The sequence below is a fragment of the Streptomyces sp. LBL genome (genome assembly GCF_029893585.1).
Lineage (GTDB): Bacteria > Actinomycetota > Actinomycetes > Streptomycetales > Streptomycetaceae > Streptomyces.
Map to the genome: position 1 here is coordinate 158,311 of NZ_JARXYX010000015.1, position 17,146 is coordinate 175,456.

A 17,146-nucleotide genomic window follows, 5' to 3' on the forward strand; every position below is an offset into this window, starting at 1 on the left:
GTGCCTGTCCTCATCGTGCGTCACGCTCCTCGTCCGTCCGCACCACGGGGCGGATGCTCCCCTCCTGCCGCCCCTCACCCACCAAGAGTCCCCCGAACATCTCTAGGAGCACCGATGTCACGAACCAAGCCAGGCTGGCAACGTCGGCTGATAGCGGGCACCGCCGCAGGCGCGGCACTGCTCACGTCCGCCGCGTGCAGCGCCGCCACACAGCCCACCAGCGGGAACTCCGCCGCCGCCGGCCCGGTGCGCAACGGAGGCACCCTCGTCGTCGCACAGACGAGCGACGCCGATCCAGGCGGGTTCCTCAAGACTTCGATCGGCAACATCCTGTCCGAGTACCAGGTCCTCGAGACCTTGACCCTCATCGGTGCCAAGACCGGCCAGCCGGAAGGCGTCCTCGCGAAGTCGTGGAAGCTCGCACCCGACGCCAAGAGCATCGACATCACGCTCCGTGACGATGTGACGTTCCACAGCGGCCGCAAGCTGACGGCGAGCGACGTCATCTTCACGCTGAAGAAGGTGCGGGACCCGGCGACGGGCGCGGCCAACCAGCCTCTCGCCGCCCAGGTCTCCTCGATGAAGGCCAACGGCGACCACGAGCTCACGCTCACCTTCTCGAAGCCGACGCCGAACATCTTCGACCTGTTCGAGACGATGCCGATCCTCAACCCCGCGACCTACGCCGACTACGCGGCCGGCAAGGTCGTCGACGGCACCGGTCGTTTCGCCTGGAAGTCCTGGACGCCCGGGGGCAAGGTCGTACTCACCAAGTACGCCAAGTACCGCGACGCCAAGAACACACATCTCGACAAGATCGAGATCAACATCATCAATGACCCGACCGCCATCGTGTCGGCGATCCGCAGCGGTCGCGTCCAGTACGGCGTCGGCATGCCCGCCCTCGACGCGCGCACCCTGAGCAAGCAGTCGGGCTACGCCCTGGTGACGTCGGGCGGGTCGGCGATCCCCCTCGCCTTCGACGTGACGAAGGCGCCGTTCGACAACAAGACCGTGCGCCAGGCGATCCAGTACGCGATCGACCGCAACCGCATCGTGCAGCAGGTCGAGGGCGGTCAGGCGCAGGCGACGGACCTGCCGTGGAAGACGTCCACCGCCGGCTACGACGCCACCCAGGCGAAGCAGTACACCTACCAGCCGGACAAGGCCAAGAAGATGCTCGCCCAGGCGGGTGTGAAGGGTGCCTCGTTCGACGTCGTCACACTGAACACCCCTGAGGCCACCGGCATCTTCCAGATCGTCAAGAACAACCTCGCCGCCGTCGGGTTGAACGCCAAACCCGTCATTCTCAGCGCCACCGAGTACGACGAGCGGATCGCCAAGCAGGACATCGGGACACCTGCCGTCCTGATGATGAACAGCAACGCGCTGTCGCCGGCTTCCCAGGTCGTCAGCCGCCCGGAGCTGGTCGCGAGCGAGAACCTGCTGAAGTTCCAGAGTCCCGAGTACACGAAGCTCGTCCAGAAGGTCACCGGCGCCGCCACGACCGATGCGCAGAAGAAGGCGGTGCACGACTACAACGCGTACTTCCTCGACCAGGCGTTCGCGCTCCCGCTGATCACGCGCTCGACCATGACGGTCCGGTCACAGGAAGTCGGCGGCATCGCGTCCACCCGGACCGGCTTCCTCGACCTCGGCAAGGCGTGGCTGTCCAAATGATCAGGTATCTGACGCGCAAGGTGCCGTCAGTGATGTTCGTGCTCCTCGCCAGTTCGATCGTCGCTTTCGCGCTGCCTCGGCTCGCACCGGGAGACGTCTCCGTCACCCTCGCCGGGTCGGATCCGACAGCCGCCAACATCGCCGCCATCCGACGGGAGCTGGGTCTGGACCGGCCCCTCACCGTGCAGTACTGGGAGTGGATCTCCGGACTGTTCCACGGTGACCTGGGCCAGTCCTACCTCCTGCACCGCAGCGTCTCGAGCCTCATCGGCGACCGGCTGGAGAGCACCGTCGAGCTGGCCGTGTTCGCCACCCTGCTCGTCCTCGTCATCGGGACCACGCTGGGAGTCCTCGCCGGGTCGGCCAAACGCTGGTGGGCGCGGACGGGGTTCGACCTGGGCAACAGCATCCTGGTCGCCGTACCGTCGTTCCTCATGGCCCTGGCGTTCATCCTCGTCTTCGGCGTGTACCACCGCTGGCTGCCCGTCAGCGGCGAGGTGAGCGTGCTGCACGATCCCTCGATCGGGATCCAGTACCTGGTCCTTCCCGCGGTCGCGCTGGCCCTGTCGCCCGCCGGGAGCGTGGCCCGCCTGCTCCAGACGGAGATGTCCAGGGTCCGCAACGAGGACTTCGTCGACCTGGCCCTGGCCAAGGGCGCCTCACCCCGGCGGATCACGCTGCGCCACGTGCTGCGCAACAGCTTCGGCACCGCGGTCGTGGCGATCGGCCTGGAGATCGGAACCCTGCTCGGCGGCGCCGTCGTCATGGAGTCGGTCTTCAACCGCAACGGGCTCGGCCAGCTCGCCGTCTCCAGCGTGCAGACGCGCGACTTCACCGTCCTTCAGGTACTGATCCTCGGTGTGGTCTGCGTGGCGGTGATCTGTCAGATCGTCACCGAGATGGTCCTCGCGGCACTCGACCCGAAGATCAGGTTGGGAGACCAGTCATGACCCACGTTCCCCTGCCGGCGTCCGGTGCGGCCCCCGCGGCGACGCGCCGGACGCTGAACCCGACGCTGGCCCGCTATCTGTCGGCCTTCCGCACCCCGAAGGGCATCATCGGGCTGTCGATCCTCGCCGTCATGGTGCTCGCCGCCCTGCTCGCTCCGGTCCTGTTCTCGGGCGGCTTCGACCAGCAGGGGTCGGACACCTTCGCCGGGCCCTCGCTCGGACACCTCTTCGGTACGGACGAGTTCGGCCGTGACATCTTCGTCCGCAGCGTCTACGGGCTGCGCGTCGATCTGAGCCTCATCCTGAGCGCGGTGCCGCTCAGCATGGCCGTCGGTACGCTGCTCGGCCTCTGCGGTGCCCTCTACGAATGGCTCGGCGCGGGGGTGCAGCGGCTGCTCGACGTGATCATCGGCTTCCCCGGGCTGATCCTCGGCGTCTGCCTGGTGGCGATCCTCGGTCCCGGCTGGTTCGGGTTGTTCCTCACCATCCTGATCGGCGGCCTGCCCAGCGCGGGGCGTCTGGCGCGCGGCGCGTGGCTCACCCAGCAGGGCAAGGAGTACGTCCTCGCCGCCCGGGTGCTCGGCGTCTCGCGCCGGCAACTGCTGATCCGGCACGTGCTGCCGAACGCGATGGACGCCATCGTCGTCAACGGCGCCGTCTGGATGGTCATCGGCGTCTACATCGAGGCGGGCCTGTCCATCGTCGGCCTCGGTGTGCAGCCGCCGACGCCGTCGCTGGGCGTGCTACTCAACAACGGCCTTCGGTTCGTATCCCAGTCCCCCACCTACATCATGGGCCCCGCGCTGCTGCTTCTGCTGCTCGCGGTGGGCGTCAGCCTGATGTCCGACGCGCTCAACGAGGCGGTGAATCGCCGATGACCTCCTCGGCCAACTCAAGTCTGACCCAGCCGCCGGCGGCGGTGAAGAGCAAGGGTTCGCCGCTGCTGCGCGTCCAGGGCCTGGGCACGGAGTTCAGACTGAAGAGCGGCGGCGTCAAAGCCGTCAACGATGTCAGCTTCGACATCTACCCGGGCGACGTCCTCGGCATCGTGGGCGAGTCCGGCTCGGGCAAGTCGGTCACCGCGCGCTCCATCATGCGGATGGTGCGCCCGCCGGGCGAGATCTACGCCGGCACGGTGCAGTTCGACGGCGAGGACCTGCTCGCGCTGCCCGAGAGCGAGATGCGGCGCAGGCGCGGCAGCAAGGTGGCGATGGTCTTCCAGGACCCGCAGGCCGCGCTCAACCCCGTCATGAAGGTCGGCGACCAGATCGTCGAGGCCATGACGGTCCACGGCGTCGACAAGAAGACCGCGCGCGCCCGGGCGGTCGAACTTCTCGAACAGGTCGGCATTCCCGACATACCGACGAAGATCGATCAGTACCCGCATCAGTTCTCCGGCGGCATGCGCCAGCGCGTCGTCATCGCGATCGCCCTCGCGAACGATCCGGCGCTGCTCATCGCCGACGAGCCGACGACCGCTCTCGACGTCACGATCCAGGCCCAGATCCTGCGGCTGCTGTCCAGGCTGCGCACCGAACTCGGCATCGCTGTCGCGATCATCACGCACGACATGGGCGTGGTCGCCGAGCTCTGTACGGACGTGGTCGTGATGTACGGCGGCCGCACGGTGGAGAAGGGCACCGTCGAGCAGGTCTTCACGCATCCTCGCCACCCGTACACGGCGGCGTTGCTCGATGCCATGCCACGCCTCGACGACGACCGGGACGGCCGGCCGCTCCCGGCGATTCCCGGCGCCCCGCCCGACCCCGCCGCCCTCCCGGCGGGCTGCGCGTTCGCACCGCGCTGCCAGTTCGCCGAGGACGCGTGCGGGCAGGGAACGCCGGAGCTGCTGCAGATCGGTGGGACGGGGCAGACCGCGGCGTGCTTCGTCGCCCAGCGTGGCGTCGACGTCTCCCCGAGCCATGTCGTGGCGACAGTGCCCGCCGAGGATGCGGCGCCCGCACCGCAGACCCCGGTGCCGACCGCCGAAACGGTGCTGGAGGTCCGCGACCTCAGGATCGATGTCGGATCGCGGCGGCACGGGCTGTTCCACCAGGAACCCCCGGTGTACGCCGTCGACTCGGTGAGCCTGTCCGTGCACGCGGGCCGCACCCTCGGGCTCGTGGGCGAGAGCGGCTGCGGCAAGTCGACGCTGTCCCGCGGCATCGTCGGCATCAACCCCATCGCCGGCGGGTCGGTCCTCGTCGGCGGAACCGATGTGAGCGCCATGCGCGAGGAGGACCTCAAACGGGTCCGGTCCTCGGTGCAGTACGTGTTCCAGGACCCCTACGCGTCACTGAACCCGCGCCGCACGATCCGGCAGTCCCTCTCCGAGGCGCTCGCGTTCCGCGGCATCGGCGGCCAGGCTCTCGAAACGGCGGCGCGCTCGCTGATGGAACAGGTGGGACTGCGCCCGGAACTCCTCGACCGCTACCCGCACGCGTTCTCGGGCGGGCAGCGCCAGCGGATCGGCATCGCCCGGGCTCTGGCCCGCGAACCACGCACGCTGGTGCTCGACGAGCCGGTCTCCGCGCTGGACATGTCGGTCCAGGCACAGATCATCAACCTGCTGGAGGAACTGCAGAACGAACTCGGCCTGGGGTACCTGTTCATCGCCCACGACCTGTCGGTCGTGCGTCACCTCAGTGACACGGTCGCCGTGATGTACCTCGGCAGGATCGTCGAGTACGGCGATGTCGCCGACGTCTACGGCAGCCCCCAACACCCCTACACCGCCGCACTGTTGTCGTCGTCGCCGGTGGCGAGCGTCGCGGAGCGGGAGCGGGAGAGCATCGTTCTGCGGGGCGATCTGCCGAGCCCGGCGAACCCGCCCTCCGGCTGCCGGTTCCGCACCCGGTGCCCGATCGGCCCGCTGGCGCACCCGGACCGGACGATCTGCGCGGAATCCGACCCGCAACTCACCCTCACCCCCACCGGCCAGCGTGCCGCCTGCCATTTCGCCGGCGAACTCGCGGGCCGGCCCTGAACCGCGTCCCGACGGCACCTTCCGCCCTTCTGGCCGCACCTTCCGAGAGGAACCCGTATGCGTATCGCGCTCAACCCCATTCAGTGGATGGCCAGTGACGACGGCTGGCTCGACCCGTCCAAGGCACCGGAAAGGTCGCAGCTGCTGTCGCTGATCAAGCAGGCCGGTTTCGACTCGGTGATGGCCGAGGTCCCGGCGGACTGGACCGTCGACCGCTATCTGGCGGCCCTGGACGAGACCGGCCTGGCTCTGGCACCCGGCTACTTCGTGTGCCGGTCGGACGGCCGGGACGGCAACGAGAACGACATCGTCGCGAGCGCCGGCGTCATCGCGCGCCAGCACGCCGAACTCGGCATGACCCAGATCGGTATCGGCCTGGCGATGGGCAAGGACATGCCGCGCGTGGCGCACCCGGCGCAGGCGTACGACGCCGACCCCTCGCGCGTCGAGGCCGTGACGGCGTTGATCGCGAGGATCGCCGACGCGATGGTCGCCGAGGGCGTCCGGCCCAACCTGCACCCGCACGTGGGCACCTGGATCGAGACCGAGGAGGAGGGCCGGGCGGTGCTCGACGCCATTCCGGCATCCCGGCTCGGTTTCCTGCCCGACACCGGGCACCTGGCGTGGGCGGGCTCGGACGTCGGCAAGTTCGTCGCGGACTACGCGGAGCGGATTCCGTTCGTCCATGTGAAGGACTGCCGGCTCAGTGTGGCGGCCCAGGGCCGCGAACAGGACTGGGGCTATCAGCAGACCGTCATGGGCGGCCTGTGGGTGGAACCCGGTCGCGGCGAGCTCGACCTCACCGGGATCCTCGGCAACCTGCCGAGCACGTTCGACGGCTGGCTGATGGTCGAGGTCGACTGCCCGGACATCGCCGATCCCTACGACAGCGCCGTCGCGTCGGCGCGCTGGATGCACGACACGTTCCCCTCGACGACCACCTGATCACGTGAGGTTTCAAGAGACGTAACGGCAGTGCACGGCGGCGGCCCGTCACCTGAGGGTGACGGGCCGCCGCGTCGGTGTGTCATCAGCACCACCGCTCTTCACACGATCAGCGTCAGAGCGTGGTCCGGGCCGCCGCGAGGTCGAGGGCGATGTCGGTGATCATGTCCTCCTGGCCGCCGACCATCTTGCGCCGGCCGACCTCGACCAGGATCGCCCGGGTGTCGATGCCGTAGCGGCGGGCGGCGGTCTCGGCATGGCGCAGGAAACTGGAGTACACGCCGGCGTAGCCGAGGGTGAGCGTCTCGCGGTCCACCCGTACTTCGCGGTCCTGCAGGGGCCGTACGACGTCGTCGGCGGCGTCCATCAGCGGGAACAGGTCGCAGCCGTGCTCCCAGCCCATCAGGTCCGCGACGGCGACGAACGCCTCCAACGGGCAGTTGCCCGCACCGGCGCCCTGGCCGGCGAGGGAGGCGTCGACGCGGGTGACGCCGTTCTCGACGGCGACGACCGAGTTGGCCACGCCCAGGCCGAGGTTGTGGTGGGCGTGGATGCCCACCTCCGTGTCCGGGGACAGGACGTCGCGGTAGGCACGGACGCGGTCGCGGACGCCGTCCATGGTGAGGCGGCCGCCGGAGTCGGTGACGTAGACGCCGTGCGCGCCGTAGGACTCCATCAGCGCGGCCTGCCGGGCGAGTTCGGCGGGTTCGGCCATGTGGGACATCATGAGGAACCCGGCCACGTCCATGCCCAGGTCGCGGGCCGCGGCGATGTGCTGGGCGGAGATGTCGGCCTCGGTGCAGTGGGTGGCGACCCGGACCGAGCGGATGCCCAGGGCGTGGGCCTGCTTCAGGTCGTGCAGCGTGCCGATGCCGGGCAGCAGCAGCGTGGTGGGCACCGCGTGCCGGACGACATCGCAGACGGCCTCGATCCACTCCCAGTCGGTGTGTGCGCCGACGCCGTAGGTGATGCTGGAGCCTGACAGGCCGTCGCCGTGGGCGATCTCGATCGCGGCGACGCCGGCGGTGTCGAGGGCGGCGGCGATGGTGCGGGCCTGGTCGACGGTGTAGCGGTGGCGGACGGCGTGCATGCCGTCCCTGAGGGTCACGTCCTGCACGTACAGGGTGGTCGGCCGGGGCGCGGTCATCGGGAGACCACCTCCATCAAGCGGTGTGCGGCCATGCGCTCGGCGGTGCGCAGGGCTGCCGAGGTCATGATGTCGAGGTTGCCGGCGTAGGCGGGCAGGTAGTGGGCGGCGCCCTCCACTTCGAGGAACACCGACACCTTGGCGGCCTCGCCGGAGCGGGATGCCTCCGGGAGCAGGGAGCGCAGCGGGTCGTCGGCGACGACCCGGTCGAACTGCACCTTCTGCTTGAGGCGGTAGCCGGGGACGTAGGCCTGGACGCGGGTGACCATCTCCTCCACCGAGGCGATGACCGCGGCGTCGTCGCAGTCGCCGACCAGGCAGTGCACGGTGTCCCGCATGATCAGCGGGGGCTCGGCGGGGTTGAGGACGATGATGGCCTTGCCGCGGGTCGCGCCGCCGACCTTCTCGATGGCCGCGGAGGTGGTCTCGGTGAACTCGTCGATGTTGGCCCGGGTCCCGGGACCGGCCGAGCGGGAGGAGATGGAGGCGACGATCTCCCCGTAGTGCACCGGGGTCACGGCGGCGACGGCGGCGACCACGGGGATGGTGGCCTGCCCACCGCAGGTGACCATGTTGACGTTCGGCGCGTCCAGATGGGCGTCGCCGTTGACCGGCGGCACGACGTAGGGGCCGAGCGCGGCGGGCGTCAGGTCGACGACCGTACGTCCCAGGGAGCGCAGCACCTCGTCGTGGCGGCGGTGGGCGCCGGCGGAGGTGGCGTCGAAGACGATCTCCACGTCGGCGAACTCGTCCAGGGCGACGAGCCCTTCGACGCCCTGGTGGGTGGTGGCGACCTTCAGGCGGCGGGCACGGGCCAGGCCGTCGGAGTCGGGGTCGATGCCCGCCATGGCGGCGATCTCCAGGGAGTCGGACAGCCGCAGGACCTTGATCATCAGGTCGGTGCCGATGTTGCCCGAACCGATGACGGCGACCCTGGTCGGGCCGGCGGTGGGCCGTGGGGCCCGGGGAGTGGTGGTCATGCTCCGGTTCCTTCCGTGGCGGCGGCCGCGAACGCGGCGCCGACCGTGCCGAGGCCTTCGATGTGCGCGGTGAACTCGTCGCCTTCGGCGGCGACCACCATCGGGCCGAGCGCGCCGGTCAGGACGATGTCACCGGCCCGCAGCGGCTCACCGAGGCGGGCGAGGGTGGAGGCGAGCCAGAGGGCGGCGGTGAGCGGGCTGCCGAGACAGTCGGCGCCGGTGCCCTGCGAGACGGTCTCGCCGTTCCTGGTCAGGGTCATCCGTACGCCGCGCAGGTCGACCCGGTCGAGCGGTACGGGGGTGCCGCCGAGGACGAACAGGCCGCTGGAGGCGTTGTCGGCGACGGTGTCGACGATGGTGATGTCCCAGTCGGCGATCCGGCTGTCGACGATCTCCAGCGCGGGCAGGGCGAACGCCGTGGCCCGCAGCAGGTCGGCGACCGTCGGGTCCCGGTGCGGGAGGTCCGCGCCCAGCACCAGAGCGACCTCCGCCTCGACCTTGGGCTGCAGGAGGCGACCGGGAGCGATCGAGGCCCCCTCGGGCACGGCCATGTCGGCGAAGAGCGCTCCGAAGTCGGGCTGGTCGACGCCGAGCTGGCGTTGCACGGCGGGTGACGTCAGACCGATCTTGCGGCCCACCAGCCGCCGGCCCGCGGTGACGGCACGCTCGACGTACCGCCGTTGTACGGCGTAGGCGGCGTCGATGTCCGCTTCGGGCAGGACATGGCGCACCGGGGAGCAGGGGACGCCGGTGCGGACGGCTTCGTCCAGGACGGCCGCCGCCCTGGTCACGGCGTCGGCGGAGGCGTGAGCGTTCATGCCCGCCTCCGGCCCGGAGCGGTACGGCGAGAGTGGGGGACGAGCATGCGGCTACCTCCTGGAGTGAACGGGACACAGCGAAACGGGGCACCGCGAACGGCGCATGGTGCCAGATGTTCGGCGGAGGGGACGGCGGCCGTCACATCCGCGCATCTCAGGTATAGGCGCGGGCTCCGCACCGCGGCAAAATATGTTCCATGACACGGAACAGCGCGAACGGGAACATGCTCGAAAAGGCGGTGGCGATCCTCGACTGCTTCCGTCCGGCCGGGGGCGCGTTCCGCCTCACAGAACTCACCGCGCGTACGGGACTCGCCAAGGCCACCGTGTTCCGGCTCTGCGCCGACCTGGTGCGCCTCGGTCTGCTAGAGCGCGAGGCGGAGACCTACCGGCTGGGCGGCGCGCTCTTCGAACTGGGTTCGCTGGTCCCGCGCCGGCTCGATCTGCGGGAGACGGCGCTGCCCTTCCTCCAGGACCTCTTCGAGGCCACGCACGAGACCGTGCACCTCGGGGTGCGGGACGGACACGACGTGGTCTACATCGAGCGGATCCACGGCCATCAGGCCCTGGCCCTGCCATCTCGCATCGGCGGCCGGCTCCCGCTGACGTGTACCGGGGTCGGCAAGGCGCTGCTGGCGTTCTCCGGCACCGAGCTGACCGACAACGTACTGGCCCGGCCGCTGGCCCGGCTCACCCCGCACTCGGTCACCGACCCGGCGCGGCTGCGTACCGCCATCGAGCAGGTCCAGGTGTCCGGCCTCGCCTACGAGGAGCAGGAGGCGGCTCTCGGCGTCAGCTGTATCGCCGCGCCCGTCTTCGACGGACCGACGGCTGTGGCGGCGCTGTCGGTGGCCGTGCCGCGAGCCCGGTATCACCCGGCCCAACTGGCGCCCGCCGTGCGGACGGCCGCCCTGGGCCTGTCGCGGGTGCTGCGTACGGGCCGGGACGCGCAGGGAGGCGCCCGCGCCTCGACGTGAGCTCTTCGTCCGGCCTGCCGTGCAGGAGAACTTCGCAAGAGGACTTCACAGGGGAACTTCGCAGGGGAACTTCGCGCTTCACTGCAGGGGTTTGATTACAGTGACTGCACCGGTGACCGGTGATCCATCGACCAAGTCAAGTGAGGTAAGCGCGAACCATGTCGACCGAAACGTTTGAGTTCCAGGTAGAGGCCCGTCAGCTGCTCCAGCTGATGATCCACTCGGTCTACTCGAACAAGGACGTCTTCCTCCGTGAGCTCGTCTCCAACGCCTCCGACGCGCTGGACAAGCTGCGTCTGGCCGTACTGCGGGACGACTCACTCGACGCCGACATCTCCGACCTGCACATCGAGCTCGAGATCGACAAGGACGCCCGTACGCTCACGGTGCGCGACAACGGCGTCGGGATGTCGTACGAGGAGGTCGGACAGCTCATCGGCACGATCGCCAACTCGGGCACGGCCGAGTTCCTCCGGGAGTTGCGGGAGGCACAGGACACGGCCGGCGCGGAGGGACTGATCGGCCAGTTCGGTGTCGGCTTCTACTCCGGCTTCATGGTGGCGGACGAGGTCACCCTGCTGACGCGGCGCGCAGGCGAGAAGAAGGGCACCCGCTGGACGTCCAGCGGCGAGGGCACGTACACCCTGGAGCACGCCGACAACGCGCCGCAGGGCACCTCGGTCACGCTGCGTCTCAAGCCGGCCGACCCCGACAACCAGCTGCACGACTACACCTCGGTGTGGAAGATCAAGGAGATCGTCAAGCGCTACTCGGACTTCATCACCTGGCCGGTCAAGCTGGTCGGGGAAGCGGGGAGCGAGGACGGCGGACCGGCCGAACCCGAGACGCTGAACTCGATGAAGGCGCTCTGGGCGCGTTCACGCGACGAGGTGTCCGAGGACGAGTACCACGAGCTGTACAAGCACATCAGCCACGACTGGCGCGACCCGCTGGAGACCATCCAGTTGCAGGCCGAGGGGACGTTCGAGTACCAGGCCCTGCTGTTCGTCCCGGCGCATGCCCCGCACGACCTGTTCACGCAGGACTTCAAGCGCGGGGTGCAGTTGTATGTCAAGCGCGTGTTCATCATGGACGACTGCGAGGCGCTGCTGCCTCCGTATCTCCGCTTCGTCAAGGGCGTGGTCGACGCGCAGGACCTCTCGCTCAACGTCTCCCGCGAGATCCTGCAACAGGACCGGCACATCCGGATGATGCAGCGGCGGCTGACGAAGAAGGTGCTGTCGTCGGTCAAGAGCATGATGGCCGGCGACCCCGAGCGTTACGCCACGTTCTGGCGGGAGTTCGGCGCGGTGGTGAAGGAAGGGCTCATCACCGACTCCGACAACCGCGACGCCGTTCTCGCGGTGTCGTCGTTCGCGACCACGCACGGCGAGGACGAGACGGTCACGCTGAAGCAGTACGTGGAGCGGGTGCCGGACGGGCAGGAGAACATCTACTACATCACCGGCGGGTCCCGGCAGAGCATCGACAACTCCCCGCACATGGAGGCCTTCCGGGAGCGGGGCATCGAGGTGCTCCTGCTCACCGATCCCGTCGACGAGGTGTGGGTCGACGCGGTGGGCGAGTTCGAGGGCAAGCGGCTTCAGTCGATCGCCAAGGGGGAGATCGACCTCGGTGCGCAGGGTGACAAGACGTCCGAGGACGAGCGGGAGAAGCAGGCCGAGGAGTACGCGGACCTGCTCGGCTGGATGAGCCAGGAGCTGGACGAGGACGTCAAGGAGGTGCGGCTGTCGTCGCGCCTGACGGTGTCGCCGGCCTGCGTCGTCGCTGACGCGCAGGATCTGACACCGGCGCTGGAGAACATGTACCGGGCCATGGGGCAAGAGGTGCCGCGTACCAAGCGCATTCTCGAACTCAACGCCGACCACCAGCTGGTGAAGGGCCTGAACCAGGCGTACCGGGATCGCGAGGACCGCTCCGGCCTCACCGAGACCGCCCAGTTGCTGTACTCCCTGGCCGTCCTGGCGGAGGGCGGCCGGCCGGCCGACCCCGCGCACTTCGTGAAGATGGTGGCGGACCGTCTGGAACGCACGTTGTAAGCGGGGCGGACGCAGCCAGGGGACGCCCGGCGGTCGCGGTGGACCGCCGGGCGGCTCAGTTCACGGTGTTGCCGCGGCTGCCGCCGGTCAGCCCTCCAGCTTCTCGAACAGGAACTCGTGTTTGAGGAACGACGTGTCGTACTCGTGACCGGGGTGCGGTGGCAGCAGCTGGGAGGCCTGGAACAGTCGCCATCCGTCCCGCAGGGCGGCGAGGCCTGTCTGGTACGGCGGCTCGTCGCTGTCCCCGGTCGTCGGACGGGAGGCGCCGGTGCCGTCGTAGCGGGACCAGCCCACCACGTCGGCGTCCAGGGCCGAGGAGGCCAGATAGAGCACCAGGACCTGCTGTTTCACGCGTGGCTCCTCAGGGTCGGCCGGTTGCTGACGCGAGTGACCCAGTACTCGACGTCGAAGGAGTCGTCCCCGGTCAGCGCACGCCACAGCAGGACCCGGTTGTAGATCTCCAGCCGGGCGGTGGCCTGTTCGTACCACGGGAAGCGGGTGCCGAGTTCCGTCGGCACGGCGGGATCGTGCAGGTCGGAGGTGTCCCACAGACGGACCTGCGGCACGGTCGGATTGAAGCGGACCTTGTACATGTACCGCCGCCGTTCGGTGTCGTTGCGGCGACCGCTGTGCCAGATCCCGTGATGGACCAGGACCACTGTCCCGGCCGGGCAGGTGAGTCGGGTCTGCCCGCGCAGGTTCTGGACGCGCCCGATGTCCGTCTCGTTGACGCGCCGCAGGTGGCTTCCCGGCACGCTGAGGGTGCCTCCCATGTCGCGGGTCACCTCATGCGGGTAGTACATGAGCTGGACGTCGAACGCGTCGGGCCGGACGTCGATGATCGCGTCCCCGTGCAGGTCCTGAGCAGTGCCCTCGTGCGGTTCGCGCACGTGCACCGCGTGGTGGTCGACCGTCGGATCGGGTCCGACCAGGCTCTGCAGGGCGCCGGACACGACGGGCAGGGAGAGCAGTTCGTGGACGAACGTGCCCTGGGCGAACGCCTTCGACAGCGGAGTGCCGTACGGCAGCCCGGGCATCCCGGCCGACAGGGCCTCGACGGCCCTCTCGTTGATCTCCCGCGGCACGATCCCGTCCAGGCGCAGAAAACCCTGCGCGACGAAGCGCGCCATCTGCACCGAGGTGAGTAGCTGTGGAGTGGTGGACATGCGACGAATGTAGGGCGTGGATCCCGCACGGTCGTGGGACGCATTCGCCGACTACTGGTAAATTTCCGCTCCCATGGAGCACGTACGCCTCTCACTCGACGCGCCGCCGGAGGTGGTGAACGCGGGTGTCGGCGTGCACGGAGTCTCCACGGCGCACGAGGTCTTCCGGCTGCCCGACCTGTGGCAACTGCATCTCTACAACTACTCGGGCGCCCTCTCCGTGGGCGGCGCCGTCCACCCCGTCCGGCCCGGACATGTGAGCCTGGTTCCGCCGGACACGGAGGTGCACTTCCATTACCGCGGCCGATCGGAGCATCTGTACGCCCATCTGCGCCTCGCGGACACCGACGCGCCGCACAGGGTGCCGGTCATGCAGGACGCCGCGGCCGAGGGCGCCCTGTTGGCCCATCTGCTCAGACACGCGGTCGCCGCGGTGCCCGTCTCACCCGCGCGGGCGTCCGCCGAGGTCTGGACGGTGCTCTGGCACGTCGCCCATTTGACCGGCTCCGTTCACGACGGGCGGCAGCACCCCGTCGTGGCCGCTGCCCAGGCCTACGTCGAGGAGCGGCTGGCCGACCCGTTGGCCGTGCCCGACATCGCTCGCGCGGCCGGCGTCTCGCACACCCATCTGACCAGGCTGTTCCGCGCCGAAACCGGCCAGACGGTCGTCGCCTACGTCCGCCACCGGCGGCTGGAGCGCGCCCGTCATCTGCTGCTCGCCTCCACCCTGCCGATCCCGGCCGTCGCGGCCGCGGTGGGCATCGCCGACCTGCAGGCGTTCAACAAGGCCTGCCGACGCGAACTGGGCGCGGGCCCGCGTGCCGTACGCGAGGCCGGGGCCACGGTGAGACAGAGCTGAGCCGTCCTTCGAGGCGCGGCGGGGGACATGAGGGACAGTCGACCCGACGGAGTATCAAGCCTGACGTGGGCAACAAACCATAGCCATCCTACCTATTTCCTGGACAGGCACCTCCTCCTGCACGGTTGACAGCTCATGGAGCTCACTGAAGTATCAGACATCCGATGAATTGGAGCCACTCATGAGTACGTACCCGAGACGTCAGGTCCTGGGAGTCGCGGCCGGAGTCACCGCCTCCGCAGCCCTTCCCCTCGCCACGGCCACCGGCGCCCACGCCGCCGAGCCAGTCGCCGAGCAGACCGGACCGTGGGCTCCCGTCCCCGACCCCGTCCCCGTTCCGCTCGACGCCGTCTACGACAACGACGCCATCTCCAGCGCCTCCGCACCAGGCGGCGACTTCGACGGCTCGGGCTACACGTTCCCGGGCGAGGAACTCCCCGCAGGCCGTATCGAGGTCGACGGTGTGCCCTTCCTCTTCCCCAGCTCGACCGCCGGCGCGAAGAACAACGTCGTCGCACTCGGCCAGCGCATCGATCTCCCCAAGGCCCATTACCTCTCCGCGGTCTTCCTCACCGCGGGCAGCTACGGCAGCGCCTCCGGCAAGGTCACGGTCCACTACGCGGACGGCACGACCACGACCGCCGGCCTCGGCGGAGCCGACTGGTACGCCACGGGCGGATCGCTGTCGGCGCCCTACCGCTACGCGCCGGACGGCACCAAGGACCCCCACAGCGTCGGGATCGGGACGTCCGAGGTGTGGCTCGACCCGCGGCGGGAGGCGGTCGCGATCACCCTGCCGGTCACCAACCCGGCGGAGGTGGACAAGACGTCCCTGCACGTCTTCGCGCTGTCCTTGCAACCCGCCGCTCAGGGACGCGCGCTGACCCTGCGCGAGGCCCGCTCCACCAACTCGCTGCTCGAGTCCAGCGGTGCCCAGAGCGTCGAGGCCACCGTCGTCAACGCGGGGACCGTCGCGGTCCTGGCCGCGGACGGCGTGTCGGTCGGTGTCAACGTGCCGGGGGCACGCACCGTCGAGCCCGCCCCCGTCCTGCGTCTGGACCCCGGCGAGCAGGCCCGGGTCCACGTCGGCATCCGCAACCGTGCGGGCATCGCCCCCGGTACGGCCCAGGACGGCTCCGTGACCGTCACCGGCCGCGGCGCTCAAGCGGCGTCGAGGAAAAGCCGGTTGGCCCTCGGGGTCCCCGACTACCAGCCCACGGCGACCTCCCTCTCCGGCCACCAGGCGCCGTACTGGTTCCAGAGCGCCAAGTTCGGCATCTTCATCCACTGGGGCGTCTACTCGGTGCCCGCCTGGTCGCCGGTCGGTGAGCAGTACGCCGAGTGGTACTGGGACAGCCTGCAGAATTCCACGAACCCCGTCTACGCGTACCACCGCGAGAAGTACGGCGAGAACTTCGCCTACGACGACTTCATCCCGATGTTCACGGCGAAGAAGTTCGATCCGCGCGCCTGGGTCGAACTGTTCCGGGACGCGGGAGCGCAGTACCACGTCCTGACCTCGAAGCACCATGAGGGCTTCGCCCTGTGGGACACGAAGGTCTCGGACCGCAACTCGGTGAAGATGGGTCCGAAGCGGGACCTCGTCAAGGAACTCTTCGACGCGTCCCGGCGGTACACCCCCGAACTCCACCGCGGGCTCTACTTCTCCATGCCCGAGTGGTTCAACCCGGACAACCCCTGGACGGGCCACCCCCCGCGCAATCCGTACACCCAGGAGCCGGTGCCCTACACGGGCTACACCGCGGGCAAGGACTTCGTGAAGGACTACCAGGCCCCGCAGATGCTGGAGCTGATCGAGGGCTACGACCCGGAGGTCATCTGGTGTGACATCGGCGGCGCCAACGACAGCCTCCATGTCCTCGCCGAGTACTTCAACCACGCGAAGAACCGGGCCCGGCCCATCGACGTCACCGTCAACGACCGTTCGGGCATCGCCTTCCACGACTACACGACACCCGAGTACACGACGTACGACAACACGGTCGTCGCCAAGTGGGAGTCCAGCCGCGGCCTGGACCCGCACAGCTACGGCTACAACCAGGCGACACCGGACGACGCCTACATGACGACCGAGCAGGTCGTGCGGAGCCTCGTCGACATCGTCTCCAAGAACGGCAACTTCCTGCTCGACATCGGCCCCCGCGCCGACGGCACCATCCCCGAGATCATGCAGACCCGGCTGCGCGAGACGGGCCACTGGCTGCGCACCAACGGAGAGGCGATCTACGACACCACGTACTGGTCCCGGATGGCCGAACTGGGCGAGGACCTCAGGTTCACCGTCCGCCCGAACAAGGCCTTCTACATCCACTCCCTCGCCGAGCCGGGCGCCAAGCTCACCGTCGAGGCACCGGTCCCGATCCGCAGCGGCGACAAGGTGACGATGCTCGGTTACGGGCGTGCCCTGACCTGGACCGTCAGCAACGGCGCTCTGGTGATCGACGTCCCCGCGGCCGCCCGGAAGGCCGGTCAGCACGCCTGGGTCTTCAAGGTGGAGTGGAAGGTCTGAGGCCGCGGGCCACAGACCACAGGTAACAGGCCACAGCAAGGACGACCG

At 69.3% G+C, this 17,146-nt stretch carries 14 protein-coding genes; 9 read left to right on the forward strand and 5 right to left on the reverse strand.

Annotation, left to right across the window (positions count from 1 at the left end):
* Nucleotides 1–114: 114 nt before the first annotated feature.
* The 5 genes from M2271_RS19970 to M2271_RS19990 are packed head-to-tail and all read left to right on the forward strand — an operon-like array spanning nt 115 to nt 6,561.
* Entirely contained in the window at nt 115–1,680 is a 1,566-nt protein-coding gene (locus tag M2271_RS19970; protein ID WP_280888621.1) for an ABC transporter substrate-binding protein, read from the forward strand.
* Nucleotides 1,677–2,630: an ABC transporter permease gene (locus M2271_RS19975; protein ID WP_280888622.1), complete on the forward strand. Its 954-nt coding sequence runs from the start codon at nt 1,677–1,679 to the stop codon at nt 2,628–2,630. Before M2271_RS19970 ends, M2271_RS19975 begins: the two co-directional genes overlap by 4 nt.
* Nucleotides 2,627–3,508 (forward strand): ABC transporter permease, encoded by an 882-nt coding sequence (locus tag M2271_RS19980; protein ID WP_280888623.1) that lies wholly within the window; start codon nt 2,627–2,629, stop codon nt 3,506–3,508. The genes M2271_RS19975 and M2271_RS19980 overlap by 4 nt, the downstream gene beginning before the upstream one ends.
* Entirely contained in the window at nt 3,505–5,616 is a 2,112-nt protein-coding gene (locus M2271_RS19985) for an ABC transporter ATP-binding protein (RefSeq protein ID WP_280888624.1), read from the forward strand. Before M2271_RS19980 ends, M2271_RS19985 begins: the two co-directional genes overlap by 4 nt.
* Before the next feature lie 57 nt (nt 5,617–5,673).
* Nucleotides 5,674–6,561 carry a sugar phosphate isomerase/epimerase gene (locus M2271_RS19990; RefSeq protein ID WP_280888625.1) on the forward strand — a complete coding sequence of 296 codons (888 nt, stop codon included), beginning with the start codon at nt 5,674–5,676 and terminating at the stop codon, nt 6,559–6,561.
* A gap of 115 nt (nt 6,562–6,676) precedes the next feature.
* On the opposite strand, the gene dmpG is transcribed toward M2271_RS19990, so the two are convergent.
* From dmpG to mhpD, 3 genes are read right to left on the reverse strand one after another with little or no spacing between them, the layout of a single operon-like run.
* The gene (gene dmpG / locus M2271_RS19995) at nt 6,677–7,708 is read right to left on the reverse strand and encodes a 4-hydroxy-2-oxovalerate aldolase (RefSeq protein ID WP_280888626.1); all 1,032 of its coding nucleotides are present in this window, start codon (nt 7,706–7,708) and stop codon (nt 6,677–6,679) included.
* Nucleotides 7,705–8,688 carry an acetaldehyde dehydrogenase (acetylating) gene (locus M2271_RS20000; RefSeq protein WP_280888627.1) on the reverse strand — a complete coding sequence of 328 codons (984 nt, stop codon included), beginning with the start codon at nt 8,686–8,688 and terminating at the stop codon, nt 7,705–7,707. Before M2271_RS20000 ends, dmpG begins: the two co-directional genes overlap by 4 nt.
* Nucleotides 8,685–9,506, reverse strand: coding sequence for a 2-keto-4-pentenoate hydratase (gene mhpD / locus M2271_RS20005; RefSeq protein WP_280888628.1), 822 nt, complete (start codon nt 9,504–9,506; stop codon nt 8,685–8,687). Before mhpD ends, M2271_RS20000 begins: the two co-directional genes overlap by 4 nt.
* 224 nt (nt 9,507–9,730) lie before the next feature.
* Here mhpD and M2271_RS20010 point away from each other — a divergent pair, with 224 nt between their 5' ends.
* Nucleotides 9,731–10,483 (forward strand): IclR family transcriptional regulator, encoded by a 753-nt coding sequence (locus M2271_RS20010; protein WP_280888657.1) that lies wholly within the window; start codon nt 9,731–9,733, stop codon nt 10,481–10,483.
* A 158-nt stretch (nt 10,484–10,641) separates the two neighbouring features.
* A complete protein-coding gene (gene htpG / locus M2271_RS20015) occupies nt 10,642–12,543 on the forward strand; it encodes a molecular chaperone HtpG (protein ID WP_280888629.1) in 1,902 nt (633 codons plus the stop codon).
* Nucleotides 12,544–12,630: 87 nt separating this feature from the next.
* On the opposite strand, the gene M2271_RS20020 is transcribed toward htpG, so the two are convergent.
* Nucleotides 12,631–12,894 (reverse strand): hypothetical protein, encoded by a 264-nt coding sequence (locus M2271_RS20020; protein ID WP_280888630.1) that lies wholly within the window; start codon nt 12,892–12,894, stop codon nt 12,631–12,633.
* Nucleotides 12,891–13,709 (reverse strand): phytanoyl-CoA dioxygenase family protein, encoded by an 819-nt coding sequence (locus tag M2271_RS20025; protein WP_280888631.1) that lies wholly within the window; start codon nt 13,707–13,709, stop codon nt 12,891–12,893. Before M2271_RS20025 ends, M2271_RS20020 begins: the two co-directional genes overlap by 4 nt.
* Nucleotides 13,710–13,782: 73 nt before the next feature.
* Here M2271_RS20025 and M2271_RS20030 point away from each other — a divergent pair, with 73 nt between their 5' ends.
* Nucleotides 13,783–14,568, forward strand: a complete 786-nt coding sequence (locus tag M2271_RS20030; protein WP_280888632.1) for a helix-turn-helix transcriptional regulator — start codon at nt 13,783–13,785, stop codon at nt 14,566–14,568.
* A gap of 181 nt (nt 14,569–14,749) precedes the next feature.
* Nucleotides 14,750–17,098 (forward strand): alpha-L-fucosidase, encoded by a 2,349-nt coding sequence (locus tag M2271_RS20035; protein ID WP_280888633.1) that lies wholly within the window; start codon nt 14,750–14,752, stop codon nt 17,096–17,098.
* Nucleotides 17,099–17,146 lie beyond the last annotated feature (48 nt).

Excerpts from the sequence above, each read along its gene's own strand:
- M2271_RS19970 (WP_280888621.1), top strand. The coding sequence starts at position 115 with ATGTCACGAACCAAGCCAGGCTGGCAACGTCGGCTGATAGCGGGCACC.
- M2271_RS19975 (WP_280888622.1), top strand. The coding sequence starts at position 1,677 with ATGATCAGGTATCTGACGCGCAAGGTGCCGTCAGTGATGTTCGTGCTC.
- M2271_RS19980 (WP_280888623.1), top strand. The coding sequence starts at position 2,627 with ATGACCCACGTTCCCCTGCCGGCGTCCGGTGCGGCCCCCGCGGCGACG.
- M2271_RS19985 (WP_280888624.1), top strand. The coding sequence starts at position 3,505 with ATGACCTCCTCGGCCAACTCAAGTCTGACCCAGCCGCCGGCGGCGGTG.
- M2271_RS19990 (WP_280888625.1), top strand. The coding sequence starts at position 5,674 with ATGCGTATCGCGCTCAACCCCATTCAGTGGATGGCCAGTGACGACGGC.
- dmpG (WP_280888626.1), bottom strand. The coding sequence starts at position 7,708 with ATGACCGCGCCCCGGCCGACCACCCTGTACGTGCAGGACGTGACCCTC.
- M2271_RS20000 (WP_280888627.1), bottom strand. The coding sequence starts at position 8,688 with ATGACCACCACTCCCCGGGCCCCACGGCCCACCGCCGGCCCGACCAGG.
- mhpD (WP_280888628.1), bottom strand. The coding sequence starts at position 9,506 with ATGAACGCTCACGCCTCCGCCGACGCCGTGACCAGGGCGGCGGCCGTC.
- M2271_RS20010 (WP_280888657.1), top strand. The coding sequence starts at position 9,731 with ATGCTCGAAAAGGCGGTGGCGATCCTCGACTGCTTCCGTCCGGCCGGG.
- htpG (WP_280888629.1), top strand. The coding sequence starts at position 10,642 with ATGTCGACCGAAACGTTTGAGTTCCAGGTAGAGGCCCGTCAGCTGCTC.
- M2271_RS20025 (WP_280888631.1), bottom strand. The coding sequence starts at position 13,709 with ATGTCCACCACTCCACAGCTACTCACCTCGGTGCAGATGGCGCGCTTC.
- M2271_RS20030 (WP_280888632.1), top strand. The coding sequence starts at position 13,783 with ATGGAGCACGTACGCCTCTCACTCGACGCGCCGCCGGAGGTGGTGAAC.
- M2271_RS20035 (WP_280888633.1), top strand. The coding sequence starts at position 14,750 with ATGAGTACGTACCCGAGACGTCAGGTCCTGGGAGTCGCGGCCGGAGTC.